General features: G+C 63.8%; 16 protein-coding genes. 5 read left to right on the top strand and 11 right to left on the bottom strand.

Translation table 11 applies throughout. The annotated features are described in order from the left end of the window. Positions 1-6 precede the first annotated feature (6 nt). Complete coding sequence (locus CSEG_RS12805) at positions 7-1959, top strand: conjugal transfer protein TraG (protein WP_013079659.1); 1953 nt, start codon at positions 7-9, stop codon at positions 1957-1959. After that, positions 1956-2372 carry a hypothetical protein gene (locus CSEG_RS12800; RefSeq protein ID WP_013079658.1) on the top strand — a complete coding sequence of 139 codons (417 nt, stop codon included), beginning with the start codon at positions 1956-1958 and terminating at the stop codon, positions 2370-2372. The genes CSEG_RS12805 and CSEG_RS12800 overlap by 4 nt, the downstream gene beginning before the upstream one ends. A 178-nt stretch (positions 2373-2550) precedes the next feature. Here the strand turns inward: CSEG_RS12800 and CSEG_RS12795 are convergent, their stop codons facing one another. The 9 genes from CSEG_RS12795 to CSEG_RS12755 form a co-directional block, all read right to left on the bottom strand. Then, a complete protein-coding gene (locus CSEG_RS12795; protein ID WP_013079657.1) occupies positions 2551-2802 on the bottom strand; it encodes a hypothetical protein in 252 nt (83 codons plus the stop codon). Between the two features lie 91 nt (positions 2803-2893). After that, positions 2894-4822 (bottom strand): ATP-binding protein, encoded by a 1929-nt coding sequence (locus CSEG_RS12790; protein ID WP_013079656.1) that lies wholly within the window; start codon positions 4820-4822, stop codon positions 2894-2896. A gap of 120 nt (positions 4823-4942) precedes the next feature. Beyond that, entirely contained in the window at positions 4943-6220 is a 1278-nt protein-coding gene (locus CSEG_RS22035; RefSeq protein WP_013079655.1) for an ATP-binding domain-containing protein, read from the bottom strand. After that, positions 6217-8031 (bottom strand): ATP-dependent nuclease, encoded by a 1815-nt coding sequence (locus CSEG_RS12780; protein WP_013079654.1) that lies wholly within the window; start codon positions 8029-8031, stop codon positions 6217-6219. The genes CSEG_RS22035 and CSEG_RS12780 overlap by 4 nt, the downstream gene beginning before the upstream one ends. A 130-nt stretch (positions 8032-8161) precedes the next feature. After that, entirely contained in the window at positions 8162-8833 is a 672-nt protein-coding gene (locus tag CSEG_RS22580; RefSeq protein WP_013079653.1) for a MarR family transcriptional regulator, read from the bottom strand. Between the two features lie 194 nt (positions 8834-9027). Then, complete coding sequence (locus CSEG_RS12770; RefSeq protein WP_013079652.1) at positions 9028-9936, bottom strand: MBL fold metallo-hydrolase; 909 nt, start codon at positions 9934-9936, stop codon at positions 9028-9030. Positions 9937-10013: 77 nt separating this feature from the next. Further along, the gene (locus tag CSEG_RS12765) at positions 10014-10310 is read right to left on the bottom strand and encodes a putative quinol monooxygenase (protein WP_013079651.1); all 297 of its coding nucleotides are present in this window, start codon (positions 10308-10310) and stop codon (positions 10014-10016) included. A 40-nt stretch (positions 10311-10350) separates the two neighbouring features. Beyond that, a complete protein-coding gene (locus CSEG_RS12760) occupies positions 10351-11082 on the bottom strand; it encodes an alpha/beta hydrolase (RefSeq protein WP_013079650.1) in 732 nt (243 codons plus the stop codon). Between the two features lie 84 nt (positions 11083-11166). Continuing rightward, on the bottom strand, positions 11167-11964 hold the full coding sequence (locus CSEG_RS12755; protein ID WP_013079649.1) for a type 1 glutamine amidotransferase domain-containing protein: 798 nt from the start codon (positions 11962-11964) through the stop codon (positions 11167-11169). A gap of 220 nt (positions 11965-12184) precedes the next feature. On the opposite strand from CSEG_RS12755, the gene CSEG_RS12750 reads away from it, so the two are divergent. Next, the gene (locus tag CSEG_RS12750; protein ID WP_013079648.1) at positions 12185-15028 is read left to right on the top strand and encodes an ATP-binding protein; all 2844 of its coding nucleotides are present in this window, start codon (positions 12185-12187) and stop codon (positions 15026-15028) included. A 317-nt stretch (positions 15029-15345) separates the two neighbouring features. On the opposite strand, the gene CSEG_RS12740 is transcribed toward CSEG_RS12750, so the two are convergent. Next, positions 15346-16224, bottom strand: a complete 879-nt coding sequence (locus CSEG_RS12740; protein ID WP_013079647.1) for an SDR family oxidoreductase — start codon at positions 16222-16224, stop codon at positions 15346-15348. A gap of 104 nt (positions 16225-16328) precedes the next feature. Between CSEG_RS12740 and CSEG_RS12735 the strand changes: the two genes are divergently transcribed. Continuing rightward, a complete protein-coding gene (locus tag CSEG_RS12735) occupies positions 16329-17225 on the top strand; it encodes a LysR family transcriptional regulator (protein WP_013079646.1) in 897 nt (298 codons plus the stop codon). Between the two features lie 159 nt (positions 17226-17384). On the opposite strand, the gene CSEG_RS12730 is transcribed toward CSEG_RS12735, so the two are convergent. Beyond that, entirely contained in the window at positions 17385-18137 is a 753-nt protein-coding gene (locus CSEG_RS12730; protein ID WP_013079645.1) for an SDR family oxidoreductase, read from the bottom strand. Between CSEG_RS12730 and CSEG_RS12725 the strand changes: the two genes are divergently transcribed. After that, complete coding sequence (locus CSEG_RS12725) at positions 18088-18651, top strand: winged helix-turn-helix transcriptional regulator (RefSeq protein WP_227878833.1); 564 nt, start codon at positions 18088-18090, stop codon at positions 18649-18651. The two genes, CSEG_RS12730 and CSEG_RS12725, sit on opposite strands and share 50 nt — an antisense overlap. The last annotated feature ends 70 nt before the right edge of the window (positions 18652-18721 follow it).

Below are 18721 nucleotides of genomic sequence, written 5' to 3'. Positions count from 1 at the left end.
CCCTCCATGAGTGGAACGAAGATCCTCTGGGGCCAGCTCCTGGTCGTCGGCCTCTTGGCCTTGGCCGGTGTCTGGCTAGCAACTGAATGGACCGCCTGGCGGCTGGGCTTCCAGCCGCAGCTGGGGCCACCCTGGTTTCACCTCGGGCGTTGGCCCGTCTATCCGCCGCCGGCCTTTTTCGTTTGGTGGTTCATCTACGAGGCCTATGCGCCAAATGTGTTCGCGCGCGGCGCATTCCTAGCGGGCGGCGGCGCGCTGACCGCCGTCCTCGTGGCTATCGGGATGTCGATCTGGCGCGCGCGCGAAGCCAAGAAGGTGACCACCTATGGCTCGGCGCGATGGGCCACGGAAGGCGAGGCGAGGGCGGCCGGCTTGCTTGGACCGGACGGCGTTGTCCTTGGCCGGCTAGAGCAGCACTATCTTCGCCACGATGGGCCTGAACACGTCCTTTGCTTTGCGCCGACCCGCTCGGGCAAGGGTGTGGGGCTCGTCGTACCGACGCTACTGACCTGGGCCGGCTCGGCCGTGGTTCATGACATCAAGGGTGAGAACTGGCAGCTGACCGCGGGCTGCCGTTCGGGCATCGGCCCGGTGCTGCTGTTCGACCCGACCAACCCGTCGTCCAGCGCCTACAATCCGCTACTCGAGGTGCGGCGCGGTCCGAGCGAGGTGCGCGATGTTCAAAACATCGCCGATATTCTCGTGGACCCGGATGGTGCGCTCGAGCGTCGGTCGCACTGGGATAAGACCAGCCACAGCCTGTTGGTCGGGGCGATCCTACACGTTCTCTACGCTGAACCCGACAAGACCCTCGCCGGCGTCGCCAACTTCCTGGCCGATCCCCAGCGCACGATCGAGGCGACACTGCGGGCGATGATGGCGACCGCGCACCTGGGCGATCGCGTCCATCCCGTCGTGGCCAGCGCCGCCCGGGAGCTGCTGAATAAAAGCGAGAACGAACGGTCGGGAGTCTTGTCCACGGCCATGAGCTTCTTGGGGCTTTACCGCGATCCGATCGCCTCGGCCGTGACGTCGCGCTGCGACTGGCGCATCGACGATCTCGTGACGCCGGGCCGGCCGGTGACACTCTACCTCGTCGTGCCGCCGTCGGACATCAGCCGAACGCGGCCGCTGATCCGCCTGATCCTGAACCAGATCGGACGGCGCCTGACGGAAGGTCTCGAGACGGCGCGCCATCGACCACGGTTACTGCTGATGCTGGACGAGTTTCCAGCGCTCGGCCGGCTCGACTTTTTCGAGCAGGCCATGGCCTTCATGGCCGGATACCGGATCAAGGCCTTCCTGATCGCACAGAGCTTGAATCAGATCGCCAAGGCCTACGGCGAGAACAACTCCATCCTCGACAACTGCCACGTCCGGGTCGCGTTTTCGACCAACGACGAGCGGACCGCGCGCCGGATCAGCGACAGCCTCGGCACCGCCACGGAAATGAGGGCGATGAAGAACTACGCGGGGCACAGGCTTTCGCCGTGGCTGGGACACTTGATGGTCAGCCGGCAGGAGACGGCCAGACCGCTGCTAACGCCCGGTGAGGTCATGCAGCTTCCGGCTGACGAGGCGCTGGTCCAGGTGTCGGGGGCGCCGCCCATTCGGGCGAAAAAGGTGCGCTTCTACGCCGACCGGGAGCTCGCCTCGCGAGCCGCGTCGCCGCCAGCGAAGCCCGCGACCCTGTCGTCTAGCGAAGTCTCCAAATGGGCGTCGGCGCCAACGTCGGCCGTGCAGGAGGCCACCAAATCCGGCGACGAGGATGAGGGAGGACTTAGGCTTGAGCCGGAGCTCGGCGCGCCGGGAGACCCGACACCGTCAGTGGAAGAGGTCGAACTTGGCCTGGATCCTGATCTCGATACCGACGACGCGGTCCAAGTTGTACAGTCGCGGCGGTTCAGGACAGCGGCGCGGCTGGCGGCGCTAGACCCAGACGATGGCATCCCGCTGTGAAGGTCCAGACGAAGGTGTTCCTGGCTAGAGAACTTTCACTGGCCCTGGACGTGGCCTCACGCCGTATGCGGCGGTCGAAATCCGAGATCGTGCAGGCTGCGGTGGCGGCCTATCTGTCGCCCGATGGTGAGGAGGCGTCGGAGGCGGCGGTCACGCGCCGGCTTGATCGGATCGGTCGCGCAATCGAGCGGCTGGAGCGCGATGTGACGATATCGAATGAGGCCGTCGCGCTCTTTGTGAAAGCCTGGCTGACCGCCACGCCAAGTTTGGCGGCAGGAGATCAGAAAGCGCAGAACGCCAAGGGGCAGGAACGCTATGTCGGCTTTCTCGACGCCCTGTCGCGTCGGCTCGCGGCAGGCCGCCTCTTGCGCACCGAGGTGCTTCACGAGAATTCGGGCGACGGGGAAAACTGACTCTTCCCCGACCTTCGCAACGTCCGCTGTGGGGCCCGGTGGCAAGGCCGCCAATGCGGACCCGGACCTGACCCATCCCCGCCGTGGGGCATGCGGCACATGTGCAACGACGTGGTCGGCCTAACGTAGGCTTCCGGCCCGATTCACAGGCCCCTTTGTTCAAAACTCTATATCGCGGCTAAGCGATTGGCATTGGCTCGTCGCCTCGCGGCTTCCCGTCATCATTGATTTCAACGGCACCTGTCTGGAGCGCCTCAGCAATAGACGACGCAGACTCGACCGCCTGGATTATCGCCCCATTACGCAGGTGCACCTCGGCGTAGTCCGCATCGCCCGTTGCTTCCTGAACATGGGTCACATCCGCCGAATTGATCCAGACGGCCTGACGTTCCGCCACCGGTCGGTTGAGCTTCAGCAGCCTTAGAGACATTGGCGTTCTCCTAGATCAACTCGGCAAACATGTAGCTGGCCGTGAGGCTCGGGCGAGCGGCCTCCGAGCCGGACTGCTTCTTGGCGCCCGCCTACACCGGGTGGAGATCCAGGCTTTGGGCGGGGGGCGGCTCGGAAAACTGGTCGGCGTCGACACCGTGGGCCTGAAGAAATGGTGCGTCTTTCAAACGCGCGTAGAGGTTCAACATCCGTGACTCCGCGCGACGGATGAAGGTGTCGTACGCCAGAGGAATAATTCGGGTCGAACCTTCATCCCGGACGCGTTCGCGAGGGGCCAACTTGGACCCCATCACAAAGCAGGTCACCTGGGTGGACTCTTCGATTAGTCCGTGTTCGAGCAGCTCCGCCACGTATTTCCAGGCTTGGTTCTTCTGATCCATGCCGATGGGGATCCCAGGCCGCTTGAGCTCGACGATCACGAGATGCTCAACACCTTCGATTTCGTAGCCCTCGCCGTACTTGGGTCGCGAAAAGAGGCCAACGCTCGCATTATCCAGGATAACAAAGTCGGGGCGATTCAAGCTACCGCGGACCTCGCCGCCGAGAAGCTGCCGTATCACCGCAGACATACCGCGATTGGACGTGAACTCGATGCTTTCGAACTCCGCACCGAAGGCCCAAAGGCTCCGTTCGATAAGCGGCTGCAGCTCGCGAACCTCATCTGCCCGTTCGTCGCGCAGCTTGTCGTGAAGTTCGGCGATGATCTTCAGGCGGTTCTGGATTTCGTCGAGGGCGACCTTCGCCGCGATCACGCTCCAATCGCCGAGAATAGCATCCAGCTGATCCAGTTCGTTTGGCTTTAATCGATGCAGCTTGTCGATCAGGCCGTAGCGCGAATTTGAAACTTCGAGGCTCGCCAAGATGCCGGCCACCTGCTCGACCTGGTCGTTGGTGATCCCCGGACACTTGTCGACGACGGTGTCGACGAACGCGTTCCAACGCTCGCGCGCGAGCGGCGGTGCGTGCCGAATGGTGTCAGAAAGACTATCGCGAACGGCTTTTTTGGTGTCGCTGCGCCGCTGTGCGCCGTGAGCGAAGATTTCCTCGCCGATACGGTCCTGAACGAGAGACTGTGTCACTTGCCAGACTTCGTTCGCCGAAATGAAACCGGTCCAGTCAGGCTTCACGGCATCGGCCCCGGCCAAGAAGTCGGCAGTAACGATGAAGGTGAAGCGCTTCGCCTCGCTCGTTCGGCCGTCCAGGATTCTGGTGTAGTCACTGCCGACCCATTTGCATTCGCCCACCAGCCGGTTGTTAACGTGCCAGGCGATGCCGTGCTGGCGGGTTGTCCGATCGGCGCGTTGGGCGTCGATCATCACGATGCGCGCCTGGCCATAGTCCGGCACATCGACGAAGCTTTCCCTAAGGAAACCATCGGGGATGTCGTCAAAGGTGACGGCCACGCCATCGACCACTACGGTGAAATCTGGATCGGTCAGAAAGCGGGTTCCGAGAATTTCGCGCACCGCTGCAGCGCTCAGGCGCGTTCGGGTCGCTTGAGTCGCGCGAACCTCCAGCCCATGGCCTCGCGACGAACGGCGGGAAATCTCTCGCCAATTGAACGGCAGCGAACCGCTGCTGCGCTTGACCTGGAAAGTCACTTCCTCGCCGCCAGCCCTGGTGACGACGTCATAGGGGTCCGAAAAGGCAAAGCCCGCCAGCCTGCCCTGGCCATTTCGACCATACGGCCGACGCGGCTTGCTGCTGCCCAGTTCGGGCGGCGGTAAGGACAACTCCCCTTCAGCCGCTACGCGGTTGTAGTTGAGCGTGCGCCAACGCTGAGCGAATTGCTCGCCGGTCAGGCCCTTGCCGTTATCTCTGATGGAAAATGGCCGATCCTGTGTGCCGTCGGGCCACTGGATATGGACTTCAGTGGCGTAGGCGTCCCAGGCGTTGGCCACCAATTCCACAAGCGCGACGGTCAGGTCGCTGATGATCGCGCCCGCGTGCTTGTCGAGAAAACGTTCGTCGAAAAGCTCCGGCTCACCGTCCACCGCCATGCGTTTCGCCCGCCCCTTGGTCGCTGACGTTGACTATACCGTCAAACTCGCGCCTGTCGCGCATCAACGGCTCTGCTTGGATTGTCCGGTTGCTCCTGAGCTTCCCTGAAGCGCGGAGCCCTAGACTTCCGGCGTGCTGAATGGCGCGCTAGCGAGTAGCGCCTCATTCTGCAAGATCACCGTACACCAGCGGCGCGCGCGAGTGATGGCATTGTAAAGTAGGCGACGCTTGTGCTCTGCGTCGCCACCGACCTGAAACGGCCAAAGTACCACCACGCCATCGAACTCCCGGTTTTTGGCTTGCTGAACCGTCATGGCCGCGAACGTCGGTTCGTCGAAATGTCCATGCTGACGTTGGAGCGCCACCTGCCTTCTAATGAGTTGAGCGACGTCGGCCGGATCAAACTGTGTTACGCCGCCAGCTGCCGCCTGCCGCCGCACGCGATTTATGACCGCGCGGCCGATACCCGCATCTGGAAGAGCGCGGAGCGCGGCGACGGTTTCCGCAAGATCGGTAGCGCCGTTGAGGTGAAGACCAGCCAGGATGGCGTCGGAGGCGTCACCTTCGGATCGTTCCCAGACAATTCGATAGGGACCGTTTTGCCGCTGTCCGATCGGGCCCGCGCAAACCCGTTGGATCACCTCATTCGCAAACCCACCCGCTGTCGCCGGCGTAATCACCGCCACGCCACCGCCACGTCGCCAAGCGATGGCGTTTGCCAATGACGCGGCAGCGAGGGGCGCACCGCGCGCTGCGAAAATGCGAAAATCTCCTGCGGCTACCGGCGCTTCACCAGCTCGAAGGGCTCGAGCGGCGGCAAGCAGCGAGTTGACGTTCGTCCTATGCACTCGGTCGAGCACCACCGGCTCGCATATACTGCGTAGCCACGCGACCGTCGGGTTTGGCCTTAGGGTTTGATCGAGGCATTGGAAGTCGTCAGCCGCGATAAACAGCCGGACTGCAGGCGTCAGCGCCGTGATCATTCGCAGCCGCTGGGGCTTCAGATCTTGCGCCTCGTCGACCAGAATAATCGGGAAACTCGCGGCGACCCAGCGGGCAACGTCAGCTTGCTCAAGTAGGAGGCCGGCAAGATCGCAGCACGCATCCCACTGCTCCGCTTGCGGCCGGGGGAACCCGAGTGCGTGCGCGCGACCCCGCCAACGTGCCACGAGTCGCTGAGCAAAACTGTCGATCGTCACGCAATGAAGGCGTCCGCGCAGGGTGGCAATACTACTGAGCTTCTGCTGCAGGCGCCGTCGTGCCCCGTGCATGAACGTGACAGCGAGCACCCGCTGCCCTTCGTCCAAAGGCGTTTCCTGGAGGGCTGCCTCGACCTCTCTCATCAACCGTACGGTCTTGCCGCAACCAGCTGCACCTTCCACAGCGAACAGCGTCATGGGCGGAAGTGCTTCACCCGCACATCGGCCTCCGGCTCGGATGTGAAGCGCGCCGATGGCAATCCAAGGAGCGCGTCACTGAGCCCGTTTAGGAGCTCTTGAGCCCGCCGCCGACAGAGTTCGACAACGCTCACGGTGTCGGCCACGGCCTCATAGACCGCGATATCGCCTTTAAGTCCGCCGGCTTCGCGAACCTCGGACTTCAGGTTCCTCGTCAGCGCGAGGATATCTGCTTGTCTCGCCGGCAAGATGGCATTTAGAGCATCCATAGACCGTGCGGCGTCTGCCTGAAGAACCCACCCGACCACATCCTCAATCGCCCACCCGTCGGGCCACTGGACTATGATCTGTGGTCCTCTTTCTAGCTGGCAGAGCGCATCGATATATCCTTGCCCAGCGACGTCGCCATCGACCACCGCGCAGAGGCGCGGGTGCAGTCGCGCCAGCGCGGTGATTGTTGCGACGACAGAAGCGTCGTGCGTCGGGATGAGGCCTATGCGGGCGCTGAACCGACTTTCATCGGCGGCCCAGCCCTGCCCAAGGTCGACCGCCTGAACGAGCAAGCGAAGCCATTCAAAATCCAAGCGGCCCTCAGGGATCAGAACCGCGTCGTGCATTAGGGCGGAGATCGTGTCGACGCGGTTGAGCTGGAATAGCTTTCGCACAGCGTTTGGCGCCGCTGCTGGGAGCCGACTAGGAAGAAGCGGGTTTGCACTCAGCACGCCGCCTTCATTGCGCAACAGAATGACTGACGCCGGATGAGCGATCGCTGCCACCATCGGCGAGTGAGTGGATACGAAAGTCTGCGACGAGAGCGCTTGGATTCGATGGACCAACCGGCGCTGCAACGGCGGCGGGACGTGCAATTCCGGCTCTTCGAGCGCCATCCAAAATCCTTCACCAGCGGCGGCGCGCTGCCGCCCGAACTGCAGCAGCAGTAGAAGGTGCTGGAGCGAAAGCAGCCCGCTCCCGTGCCGTCGGGCTGGAACGCCGATACCTTCACCTGTTGCATAGTGGGGCATGACGGCATCGAGCAGTCCCTCACTGTCGGTTGCGGTTAGACGAAGCTGCAAGGCGGGACTGGTGCGGAAGAAGCCGGATAATTCTGCGTTGAGGCGTGCAATGATCGGCTGGAGATGAGGATCACTTTCCAGAGGCTGGTTCGGCCGCCGAAGACGGTCGCGTTCAGCGAGCACTGACTCCGAAGGCTGGCCATCCGCCGAAGCGATGACCCGCCGGAACAATTCTGACCCAAAGGAGACGACGCGATCCCAAGTTCGGCTTGCTGGGACAAGGAAGTAACCGACGTCTCGAATGAGACGTGATGGAACAAGGGGCGGGGACTCATCGACAAAAAGGTCGCCGACGGCGTCGTCGTCGTGGAAGTAGCGGAGCGTTTCGACTTCTAATTCCGCCCGATCGAAGCGCGCTTGAAACCCGATTTGGCAGGCAAGCTTCACGTCACCAGCCGGCCGGACCGCTGTCACCTGGCCCGTGTCCGGAGACCACCACTTGGGGATCGCGCGATCATCTCTGAACCAGTCTGGATGATTGGCGAAGTTGTCATCGTCGAAACCCGCCACGGTCGCGACAAGGCGGATTCGGTCGGCTGGTTGAGGGTCGCCACCATAGAAGTCGTGCTCCGTAAGCATTCGGACCATCCGATCGCGGCCGAACAACAAGGCAAGAGCCTCAATGATGGTCGTCTTGCCGCTGTTGTTGGGGCCGACAAGGACGGTGTGTTGCCCGAATCGGACGCGTCCACTTCGAATGCCTCGGAAGTTTTCGATGCGCAGATCGACTACGTGCATGGCGCCTCCCCGTCGCATGCATATCACGTGTAGTGTGGAATAGCGCGCGCGGTATACGGGAGCTGATTGGCTCTGTAGCAGCACCTCAACATCCGGAGATTGCAGCAGGGCCAGCTTCAGCTGTTGGCTGCTAGGCAGCTCGACGGAAGTAGACGTTAGGATCTCCCGGCGCGATTTCAATTAGCCCGCGCTTAGTTAGCTTGGCTAAAGCTCGATCTGTTGCTGCAACACTCATTCTAAGAGCGCCCGCAATCGCCTCCACGGGTTCGGGGTTTCGAGACCGAGCGAGATATTTGAGTATGTCGGCTTGTAGGGCGGATTGAGGAAGCGGCTGTTCCGCCGTGGCGGCGAAATCCTCACCGATCACTCTCGCACTATCAACATAACCTTGTATAAGCTTTATCTGCTCACTGGCGACTTGGCTAAGTCTTGCACGCTCTGCACCTCCTGCATTGTCTGCTTCCTGCTTGATCTCATCAAACAGCGCGTTTTTCGTCTTCTCCAGTTGCTCGTTCAGCTGATCAAGACTGCGCTCGAAGTCGCGCCCGCGTCGCGCGACATTTAGAAAGTTATCTTCATTTCTGTAATCGCTTGGAGCATACAATACAGTTGAATTGAAGTTCAGCGTTATGAAGAACGCCAAAACTAAGACAACCGGAAATCCCATCACAAACCAGATGTAGGTAGCCTGGATCGGCTGCGCTACGAGCGGCAGCGTAACTGCGCCTGCCACCTCTGCAAGGGCGGCGAAAATTGCGATGATCGTCAGCGGATTGCTGATGGATTTTACATTCTCAACCATTCTCTGGTCCCCGGCTCGGCTCAACTATGGGGGGAGGCGGGCAGGTGCTCAAGTCTTGAGTCGGTTGGTCAATATCTCCGCAAAGCGAGGATGGGGATTGAGCGTCTTGTTTTTGGCGGCGGACCAAGGTCAGGTTTTGGCGCGACCTAGCCGCGATGGAGACTTTCGGATCTGCTGGGGAGGGCGGCGTCTCGTCAGATCGCCAGCGTTTCGCCATCGGCTGGGATGAGCAGGCGCTGTTCGTACCCATCCCGTTTCGAAAAGGCGCGTAGATCGGCCCGGCTAAGGATGCAGTGATTGAACGCTTCCATATGGCTGGCGATTAGCACCGCGTTTGGCGCGGCGCGGTGGACGGCGAGGACGTCGGCGGGGCCCATGATGATCGGATCAAGTCCGATCACCGTCGCCATTCCGGCGTTGAGGACGATCACGTCCGGTGAGTGGTGGGCGATGGCGCGCTCCACCTCGACGTTCCAGATCGTATCGCCGGCGACATAAAGAGTCTTGTGGGCGGGGTGGCTCATGACGAAGCCGCTGACCGGACCGAGGATCTGCGGCAGCGCCTTCACCGTCGCGTCGGAACCATGCTGCCCGCCGGTGCGGCTTAAACGAACGCCTTGAAACCCGGTGTTTTCGGTCAGCAATCGCACGTCAGAGAAACCGGCCGACCGCAGCTGGGCGGCGTCGTCGGCATTTTGGGCGAAGATCGGCAGTGACTTGCGCAGCTTGGCTTTCGCGGCCTCATCCCAGTGGTCGGGGTGCAGGTGCGTCACGATGACGGCGTCGACCTCGACGATCGAGGCGAGCGGCATGGGCAGTGGCACCAGGGGGTTGCGCCGCTGGCTGTTGGCCGTGCCTTCGAAGCCAGGATAGGCGTCCTTGTCGGCCAGCACCGGGTCCACGAGGAAGCGGGCGCCGCCATAGTCGATGCGCAGGGTCGCATTACGCACCTGGGTTAGGCTGGCGCTTCGCGTCTCACGCTGGGCGGCGGCGCCGGCCGAGCCGCTTGCGGCGAGCAGCGCCAACGGAAGCAGCGCGCCTGCGCCCACGGTCACCGCCTGGCGGCGTGTCAATGACTTCGGCGTGTGTGAAATATCGACCATCTGGATCCTCCTTCACGGCGACGTCTGCCGCGAACCCGATCGAAAGGCGCTGCTGCCGGGAGCCCGCGCTCGTCGCGTCAGGCGACGACGACCTCATCCAGCGTCCAGACGCAGCGCTCCGCTAGGCTCGGAATTCGTGCGAGGTAGATCTGGAAATGAGGCGTGGCGTGGTGCGCCTCGACTGCGGGGAAATCTACGTAGAGCTCATCGAGCACGAACCGGCCGGGTTCAGCCGGGTCCACCCACAAGTCGTAGGCTAGGTTGCCCGGCTCGGCGCGGCTCGGTTCGATCAGCTCTTCCAGCAGGTCCCGCAGCATATCGAGCTTGCCGGGCCGGGCGGTGAGCACCGCGATGGTCTTCACCTTGCCTGTCATATGGGCGCTCTCCGACCGGCCAGCCGGGCGTCGACTGGGCCTATTTGACCCCTGCCGCCGCCTTCTCGACGAAGGCGGCGACCTCGCGGGGATGCGAAAGCATGACGGCGTGGCTGCTCTTGATCTCGACGATGTTCGCCTTGGTCCGCGCAGCCATGAAGCGCTGGATGGAAGGCGGAACCATGTGGTCTTCGGTCGTCAGCATCCAACTGACCGGCTTGTCCTTCCAGGCGGCCGTCGTGAGTTTGGTCTGGACGGCGGCCAGTCCCCACGGAATCTGTGCGGCGGCCATGAAGCGCGCGAGGCTGGGATCGGCGTCGGGCGCGAAGGCGCTCGGGAACTTCACCGGATCGACGATGATGAAGCCGTCGCTCGGTGGAAGCAGTGGCGGGCCGCCTTCCGGCGCGGGCCGCGTCGCGAGTTCGAACACTGACTCGCCGACGTCGGGGGCGAGGGCGGCGATATAGACAAGGCCCCCGACCTTCGGATCCGCCCCGGCCTCGGTGATCACCGCCCCACCGTAGGAATGGCCGACGAGCAGGACCGGCTTCGTCGCCGTCGCGATGATCCTGCGGGTCGCCGCGACGTCGCCGTCCAGCGTGATCGTCGGATTCTGGACGACCAGCACCTCGTAGCCGTCCTGGGTCAGGATGTCATAGACAGCCTTCCAGCCCGAGGCGTCCACGAAGGCGCCATGCACCAGTACGATCGAGACGGGTTGGGTCGGCGGCTTCGCCTGCGCCTCGGACGCGGAAACGGCGGCAATGGCCATGAGTGCACCTATGAGCAAATGTTTCATCGGAGTTTTCCTTCCTATGCGGGAGCTTGCGGGTCGGGCGCGGTCCTCGCGCCACGATCACGCATCGATCGAGGCACGGCTGAGCGCGGCGATCAGCGCCTCGCCGATCGGGTGATCGGAGCGCGGGTTCTGACCTGTGATCAGTTCGCGGTCCTCGACCACGTGCGGCGCGAAATCGGGCCCGACGTCCACGACGCCGCCCGCCGTGGTCAGCGCTTCGGGCATGTGGAAGTAGAGCTTGCCGTGCAGGATGTTGTCCTCGATCGGCTTTTCCTCGCTCGACGAATAGACCGTCATCCGATAGCCGGCGTACGGCCAGCCCTGGGCGAGTTCCGCCGCCTTGGGCTTGTCGCCGGCGATGAGGGCGGCCCGGAACTCCCGAGCGTGTTGCATCGCCGCGATCGACGCCATCGGGCCATGGCAGAGATAGGCGGTGGGCTTCTTGTGCGCGTGGAAGTGGCGCAGAATCTCGCCCAGCTCGGGATCCTGCATGAGGTCCACGACCGGCGCCTGACCGCCAGGGGTGAAGAAGGCCGCATATTGGTCGAGCCCGCCGTCGAGCACGGCGCGCAGCGTCTTCACGCTGTTCATGGCCGGGTCGTTGGCGAAGAAGTTCTGGGCCCGCTTGTGCGCGACCGGGTCATTGTCGAAGTGGACGGCCTGATCGGAGACCGGATCGATGAACGGCTTGTTCCCGTTGGGAGTCGCGAAGGTGATGTCGTAGCCGGCCGCCAACAGCGCCATCACGGGCACGACGAGTTCGTTCAGATATTGGCCGGTCGGCCCAGTGCCGCCTCCCTGGATTTCGATCCGCGTGGCGTTCGAGCCTACGACGAGCACCTTGCCCTTCGACATGGTCTTCCTCCGTTCGCGGGACTTCCCGTTGGGGTGGCGCCGCCGGTTTTGGGAACTGACGTCGGCGAGGTTAGCCCTGGGGCGCGCGGCGCCGGGGTAAAACGGGGTAAAGAACGGGCATTGTCCTGGGCGTCTCGCAGGCGAAGTTCGTTCTGTTCGCCAGGCGGCCTAAGGCCGTGATAACGAGAGCCGACATCGTGCGCGGAAAAGGCTCCTGCGCTTGAAACACGATCCAGCCTTCGAGATAGCTGCGGGCCGACGAGACGAGATTGTCGAGTTCGGCCCCTTTCATCTCCACAAGCTGCACCGCAAACTGCGGTGCGGACCTGAGGAGGTTCACATCGGCGGCCGCGGGATGGATGTCCTTGTGGCGCTCGCCGAACGGCAGGGCCAGGTCGTTCCCAAGCAGGAGCTTATGCGGGCGGCCTGGCCGCACACCTTCGTTCACGAAGCCAATCTGAAGGTGACGATCGCATACCTCCGCCGCGCGCTGCGTCGCCACGCGCCCGCGGGCGAATTCATCAATACGGTCGTAGGGCGAGGTTACTGGCTCAGCGCCGATGGTCCGCCCGGCGAGGACCGTTCGGTCGGGGATGCCGCACTTGCCGCCACGCCGCTCCCGCAGCTCCACGACGTCATCGGACGCGAAGCCGAGATCGCCCGCGTCAAAGGCCTGCTCGAGGCGAGCCGCCTGGTGTCGGTCGTGGGCGCCGGCGGGATCGGCAAGACGACCCTGGCGGCGGCGGTCGCACACGATCTGGCGGCGGAGCCCGGCCGGGCGGTCGCGTTTGTCGACCTCTCGCGGGTGATCCGCGAGGAATTCGTCGCCGACGCGCTGGCCACGGCGCTTGGCGTGAGTTCGGGCGGCGCCAGTCTTCAAGGTCTGTGCTCGATCCTGGCGCGTCAGAGGATGCTGCTCGTGCTGGATACCTGCGAGCACGTGCTCAGCGCCGTCTCGCACATCTGCGAGGTTCTGCTCGCGCGAACCGCGCATCTGCGGATCCTGACGACAAGTCGCGAGGTGCTGCACGCTCGTGCCGAGCAGGTGCTGTGGCTGACCGCTCTGGCTGTCCCCCCTGACGACCAATTCGACAAGATCGGACCCTTGCTGAGCTACGCCGCACCGCGGCTCTTGGTTCGACGGGCTTATGAGGAACGCAGCCATTCTCCTCACGACGCCGACGCGCGGGCGCTTGTCCAAATATGCCGCGAGGTGGACGGCTCGCCGCTGGCGATCGAGCTTGTCGCCGCGCGTGTCGCCGCACGCGGCGCTGCAACGGCTTTGGCTGAACTCAAGGACAACCTGTTGGTCTTGCGGCGGCGCCCCGGCGCGGAGCCGCGCCGCCATCGGACGCTACTGGACACCCTGAAATGGAGCTACTCCCTGCTCACGCCGCAGGAGGCCTCGGCGCTGCGGGCATGCTCGGTCTTCGCCGGTGTGTTTGGGCACGAGGCCGTCCTGGAGCTGGCCGAGAGCGTCGCGCTTTCGCCGATCGAAATAATCGACGCACTGACTGGCCTCAGGTCGAAGTCGATGGTCGCCATGGAGCACCGCGAAGGCGGATTGGCCTATCGTCTGCTCGACAGCACGCGCGCATTCGCCGCGGCTCTGCTCGAGCGCCGTGACGAGGCGGCATCTGCCTATTCCGCTCACGCGCGCTGGGTTCTCAAGATGCTTGGGCAGGCGGCGGCCGACCAGCCTGCGATGTCGCCGCGCCTTTGGCGCGCGGTCTACGCCAACCTGATCTACGATATGCGGAAGGCGCTCGACTGGACATTACATCGGTCGGCCGATCGGCTGCTGGGAGTCCAGTTGGTGGCTGCTGGGCTACCGCTGTGCCACGACCTCTCACTCAGCAGCGAGATACGCGCCAACTGCGAACTCGCCCTTTCGGAACTCCGGCGCATGGGCGTTCGGGAGCCCTCGCTTGAGCTGAGACTGGTGGTCGGATTGGCTTCGGTCAGTACCTATCTCGCCACCGACCCTAACCAAGCCAGCGCTCTGTTCCAGAAAGCGACCGAACTGGCGCACGCGACAGGAGATCCTCGGGCGGAGTGTCGCGCCCTCGGCGCGTTCGCGACCTATGAGCTGATGCGCGGCCGCGTGGATAATGTGGCGGGCGCCCTCATGGCCATGAGACCGGCCGCAGCGCGTGCGAACCAACCCGCCGCGCTCTGGGAGGAAGAGCAACTTCGCGCGCAGTACGAGATCCGCATCTGCGATTTCGAAGCCGCTCACGCGCGCGTCCAGCGTCTCTTCAGGGAGATGCAGGGGGAGGCTCAGCGCGCTGTCCCGAGCTTCCAGATCCATCAGAAAATGAACGTTCAGGTCCAGCTAGCGGCGCTCAACTGGCTGATCGGTCGGTCGCGTGACGCCATTGGCGTCGCGGAGATGGCGGCCGTGGACGCGCAGCAGGTCCAGCATGGCCTGACCTTGGTCCATTGCCTGGCTCAGGGCGTTGTCTGGACCCTCATACAGGCTGGCGAATACGAAGCCGTGCTGCCGCATATCGAGACGCTTCGAAGCGCCGTCTATCGCCACGGCATTGCGGCGTGGGTCCCCGTTGCGGACACCTATTCCGCGGTGATCGCCGCCTATCTCGGACAGAAGCCCGATCCGGCGCGACTCCGCAGCGCCTTCTACGGCGTGCGCGCGGGGGTGGCTCAAATCCGGCACGATGCCCGCTTCACGCTCATCGCCGATGCGATGATCGCCAATGGCCAGGCGGACGACGCCGCTGAAGTCCTTCAGCATGTATTCGACACCAGCGCCGAACCCTGGGGGAAGTGCGAACTTCTTCGCCTGAAGGCCGCTGTTGAGCAGATGAACGGCCGCGCGGGCCATGCGCGAGACTTGCTTTTCTCGGCGGTGGAGGCGGCGCGGGCCAGCGGCTCGATCGCCTGGACCCTTCGCGCCGTGAGCGACTTGACGTCGCTATCGCAAGGCATGGAGTGGGGGCGGGAAAGCCTGAGCGACTTGACTGCAATCTGCGAAAGCTTCGCGGGCGAATACGAGACGCGAGACCTGCGCAGAGCCCGAAGGTTCCTGACCGAGCTGTCCTGATCGCTTCGTCCGATTACGGATCAAGGGGAAGGCGACTATCCCCACCGGTGATCCAGATCTTCCAGCCCCAGTAAGGACCTGTCAACGACTTCCTAAGCCCAGCCGGCTGAATGTCGTCTTCCTGGAGGAACATCAAGGTCGGCTCATGGCGCAGCGCCGCCGCAGAAGCTGACGCCGGCAGCGGCCGAGAAGGGTGGAAAGCCGCCTCCGCTTCCTTGGAGCGAACGTCCGATTCCTGGAGGCGCATCAAGGGCGGCTCTTGGCGCCAAGCGAGCAGAGGGCGGCCAGCGCTGGCCACCCCCAATTCCCAGCTGCAACTAAGCCTGCTTCATCTCGGCCGCGAATTCGCCGGCGAAGTCGCGATAGCTGTACAGCGGGCGGCCCAGGATCGCGGTTAGGCGCGCGACATCGCCGGCCTCCGGAACCATGCCGTCGCTGACGAAGCGTTCGGCCATTAGGCGCATCTCGTAGGCCATCCACTTGGGCATGAACGCGGCCGCGTTCTGCTCGAAGCCGCTGGGATCGTCGCCGCCATAGAGGACCGGGCGGCCCAGTACGTCCGACCAGATCGCCGCCACGGCCGCCCCCGTCAGCGTGTCGGGACCGACCAGGTTGAGCGTCTCGACCGGCAGCTTGCTCGATGCCTGGTCTTGGCGGATCAGCTCGATCGCAGCGACCTCTGCAATGTCGCGCGCGTCGATCATGGCGATGCCCTTGGCTCCGATCGGCATCGGATAGACGCCGTGGTTCAGGACCACGTCCTTGATCGTCAGGTCGTTGTCGATGAAGTAGGCCGGGCGCAGGATCGTGGCGGAAAAGCCCATCTGCTGGATCATCCGCTCGGCGCCGAACTTCACGGCGAAATGCGGTACGTCCACGAAGCGATCGGCATGCAGCACCGACAGGTAGACCACCCGTTCGACGCCGCACTGGCGGGCGATGTTCAGGGTGATCAGCGCCTGGGTGAATTCGTCGCCCGCCACGGCGTTGATCAGGAACAGCGTGCTCACGCCCTTGAAGGCGGACCTCAGGGCGTCGATGTCGAGCAGGTCGCCCTTGGCGATCTCGACGCGGGTCGGGAAGTCGGCCTTGGCGGGATCGCGGACCAGGACGCGGACCTTGGCGTCGCGCCGGATCAATTGCTGAACGACTTGGCGGCCGACACGGCCGGTCGCGCCGGTAACGAGGATGGTCATAGGGAAATCTCCGGGTTGGAGTGGGTGGACACCCGGAAAATGATCGATCCACATTAAGACCAATAGTCGCTAGATTTGGACGAACCGTCTCAATGGTGGAACAGATGGATCTCCTGGCTCTCGCCGATTTCAATCTCGTCGCCCGGCATGGTGGCTTCGGCCGCGCCGCCCGCGAAACCGGCCGCCCCAAGGCCACGCTGTCACGGCGGGTCTCTGAGCTGGAGGCCAGCCTGGACTTGCGCTTGTTCGAGCGCGGTGGGCGGACATTGAAGCTCACCGAAGAGGGCCGGGCGCTGTTCGCTCGCACCGGCGCTCTGCTGGCCGAGTTGGACGAAGCCGCCGCCGCGATCGCTTCCGGCGGCGGGACGCCGCGCGGCCGCCTGCGAATCAGCGCGCCGCTGCTGTTCTCCCAAACCGCAATGGGCCGCCTGGCCGCTGAATTCGCCCTGGCGTTCCCCGAGGTGCGACTGGAAGTGACGACCGACGACCGCGCGGTGGACATGGTCGAGGAGGGCTATGACTTGGTGATCCGGGTGAACCCGAACCCGGACGCGGGCCTGATCGGCCGCATCTTCCTGCGCGACCGCCTGGTCGTTGTGGCTAGCCCGGACCTGGCGCGACCGAAGGACAGTTCATCCATACGGGCCGTGGTCCGTGGCGCGGGAGCTGACGCCGAGACCTGGGATGTAACGACCTTGAACGGTCCTTCCAGGATCGCGGTCGAGCCCGTCTTGCGCCTGTCGTCGCTGATCATGGTCCGCGACGCGGTGCGGGCCAGCGTCGGGATCGCCCGCCTGCCGATTTCGTTGGTTAGTCACGACCTGGACGCCGGCCGACTGGTCTCCTGGGGCGACGTCGCTGGGTCGGAGATCGCGCTATGGGCGCTCTATCCTTCCCGTCGGCTGCTCAGTGCGCGTGTCTCCGCCTTCCTGGATCATCTCAAGGCCGCGTTTCCCACAGGCGCGCCTGAAGAGCTCGCGAGGTACGTCGAGATAGGCTGAAGCTTGTGGAAAGAGGATCAATCACTCCGGTGCCGAGTAGCAGGTCGGCTTTTGGAGCCGAGCGCAATGTCCGCTCGTGGCGCTGCTATGACTACTGGCCACGAACGAGAAAAGAGGGAAGCCGCTTTTTGTCGGCGGCTTCTCACCGCCTCGACGCGTTCAGTGGCCCCCGTTCAGCCGCTGGAACATGGCCTCATAGCCGCCGACCTCGGCGAAGCGCAGCGGCTTGACCCGCTCGACCAGGATCTCGCCGCGCGGCGTCTCGCCTCTTTCGATCAGGTCGATAACCTCCGTCGTAAAATCCGCCAGCGGCATGGAGCTGGGGTTCTCGGCATGGCCGGGCATCAGATCGGTGGCGACGGCGGGCGGCGCCAGCTCCAAAACCTCCACGGCCGTGTCGCGCAACTGGTGACGAAGCGACTGCGTCCACGAATGCATGGCTGCCTTGGTCGCGTTGTAGGTCGGGGTCGCCGCGAGCGGAATGAATGCCAGGCCTGAGGTCACGGTGATCACCGTCGCCTTCGGCTGCGCCTTCAAGTGCGGAAGCAGGGCCGCCGTCAGCCGTATAGGGCCTAGGAGGTTGGTGAAGATCGTCGCTTCCACGGTCGAGAGATCGAGGGCGGGCGCCGTGAGATCTTCGGCCTTCATGATACCGGCGTTGAGGATCACGGCGTTCAGGCCCGGATGGCTCTTGACGACGCCAGCGCCGAAGGCGGCGATGGCGGCGGGGTCCTCTACGTCCAGCGTGGACCAGGCCATGCCCGGATTGGCGGCGGCGGTTTCCTTCAGCAGGCTCTCGCGACGCCCCGTGATGATGATCTGATTGCCTCGAGCATGCAGAGCCTCGGCCAGGGCGCGGCCGATGCCGCTGCCGCCGCCGGTGATCAATATGGTGTTGCCGGTGATGTTCATTGTTGCCTCCGACGCGTGGCTGAGCGGTTGCAAATCAGGTACTGATCTCACTCTCCATTGGAAAGTAGGCACCAAAAGTCGCCATACTTACCGAATAGAAAGAATTGGAATGGCAACGCTTCCGCCAGCGAGAATTTCCGACCCCGCAACCGGCGAGTATGCCGATCCGCGCGTCGAGGCCCTCGTCAATGAGGTCATCGGCAGGGTGGCGGACAAATGGACCATGCTGGTCCTGGAGATCCTGGCCGAGCACGGCGAGACCCGTTTCACCCGTGTTGGCGAACTGGTCGGAAACATCAGCCAGAAGATGCTGACCCAAACCTTGCGTCAGATGGAGCGGGACGGGCTTGTCGTTCGAACAGTGCATCCCGTGATCCCGCCAAAGGTCGAGTATCGCCTGACAGATCTAGGCCTCAGCCTTGCCGAGGCCTTCTGTGGCGTCTGGATGTGGGCCGAGAAGAACATCGAACGCATCGAGGCTGCACGGACGGTTTTCGATGCGAGAAAGGCATAAAAGGCGCCGCGGCCGCCCCACCAGACTGATGATCGGATGGAATGAACGAGCCGATCCTGGCGCCGTCGCG

The organism is Caulobacter segnis ATCC 21756, from assembly GCF_000092285.1.
Taxonomy (GTDB): domain Bacteria; phylum Pseudomonadota; class Alphaproteobacteria; order Caulobacterales; family Caulobacteraceae; genus Caulobacter; species Caulobacter segnis.
This window is presented reverse-complemented; position numbering and strand designations above follow the sequence as displayed.

Excerpts from the sequence above, each read along its gene's own strand:
- CSEG_RS12755 (WP_013079649.1), bottom strand. The coding sequence starts at position 11,964 with ATGTCGAAGGGCAAGGTGCTCGTCGTAGGCTCGAACGCCACGCGGATC.
- CSEG_RS12730 (WP_013079645.1), bottom strand. The coding sequence starts at position 18,137 with ATGAACATCACCGGCAACACCATATTGATCACCGGCGGCGGCAGCGGC.
- CSEG_RS12765 (WP_013079651.1), bottom strand. The coding sequence starts at position 10,310 with ATGACAGGCAAGGTGAAGACCATCGCGGTGCTCACCGCCCGGCCCGGC.
- CSEG_RS22035 (WP_013079655.1), bottom strand. The coding sequence starts at position 6,220 with ATGACGCTGTTCGCTGTGGAAGGTGCAGCTGGTTGCGGCAAGACCGTA.
- CSEG_RS12790 (WP_013079656.1), bottom strand. The coding sequence starts at position 4,822 with ATGGCGGTGGACGGTGAGCCGGAGCTTTTCGACGAACGTTTTCTCGAC.
- CSEG_RS12735 (WP_013079646.1), top strand. The coding sequence starts at position 16,329 with ATGGATCTCCTGGCTCTCGCCGATTTCAATCTCGTCGCCCGGCATGGT.
- CSEG_RS22580 (WP_013079653.1), bottom strand. The coding sequence starts at position 8,833 with ATGGTTGAGAATGTAAAATCCATCAGCAATCCGCTGACGATCATCGCA.
- CSEG_RS12760 (WP_013079650.1), bottom strand. The coding sequence starts at position 11,082 with ATGGCCATTGCCGCCGTTTCCGCGTCCGAGGCGCAGGCGAAGCCGCCG.
- CSEG_RS12780 (WP_013079654.1), bottom strand. The coding sequence starts at position 8,031 with ATGCACGTAGTCGATCTGCGCATCGAAAACTTCCGAGGCATTCGAAGT.
- CSEG_RS12795 (WP_013079657.1), bottom strand. The coding sequence starts at position 2,802 with ATGTCTCTAAGGCTGCTGAAGCTCAACCGACCGGTGGCGGAACGTCAG.
- CSEG_RS12805 (WP_013079659.1), top strand. The coding sequence starts at position 7 with ATGAGTGGAACGAAGATCCTCTGGGGCCAGCTCCTGGTCGTCGGCCTC.
- CSEG_RS12770 (WP_013079652.1), bottom strand. The coding sequence starts at position 9,936 with ATGGTCGATATTTCACACACGCCGAAGTCATTGACACGCCGCCAGGCG.
- CSEG_RS12725 (WP_227878833.1), top strand. The coding sequence starts at position 18,088 with ATGCCGCTGCCGCCGCCGGTGATCAATATGGTGTTGCCGGTGATGTTC.
- CSEG_RS12740 (WP_013079647.1), bottom strand. The coding sequence starts at position 16,224 with ATGACCATCCTCGTTACCGGCGCGACCGGCCGTGTCGGCCGCCAAGTC.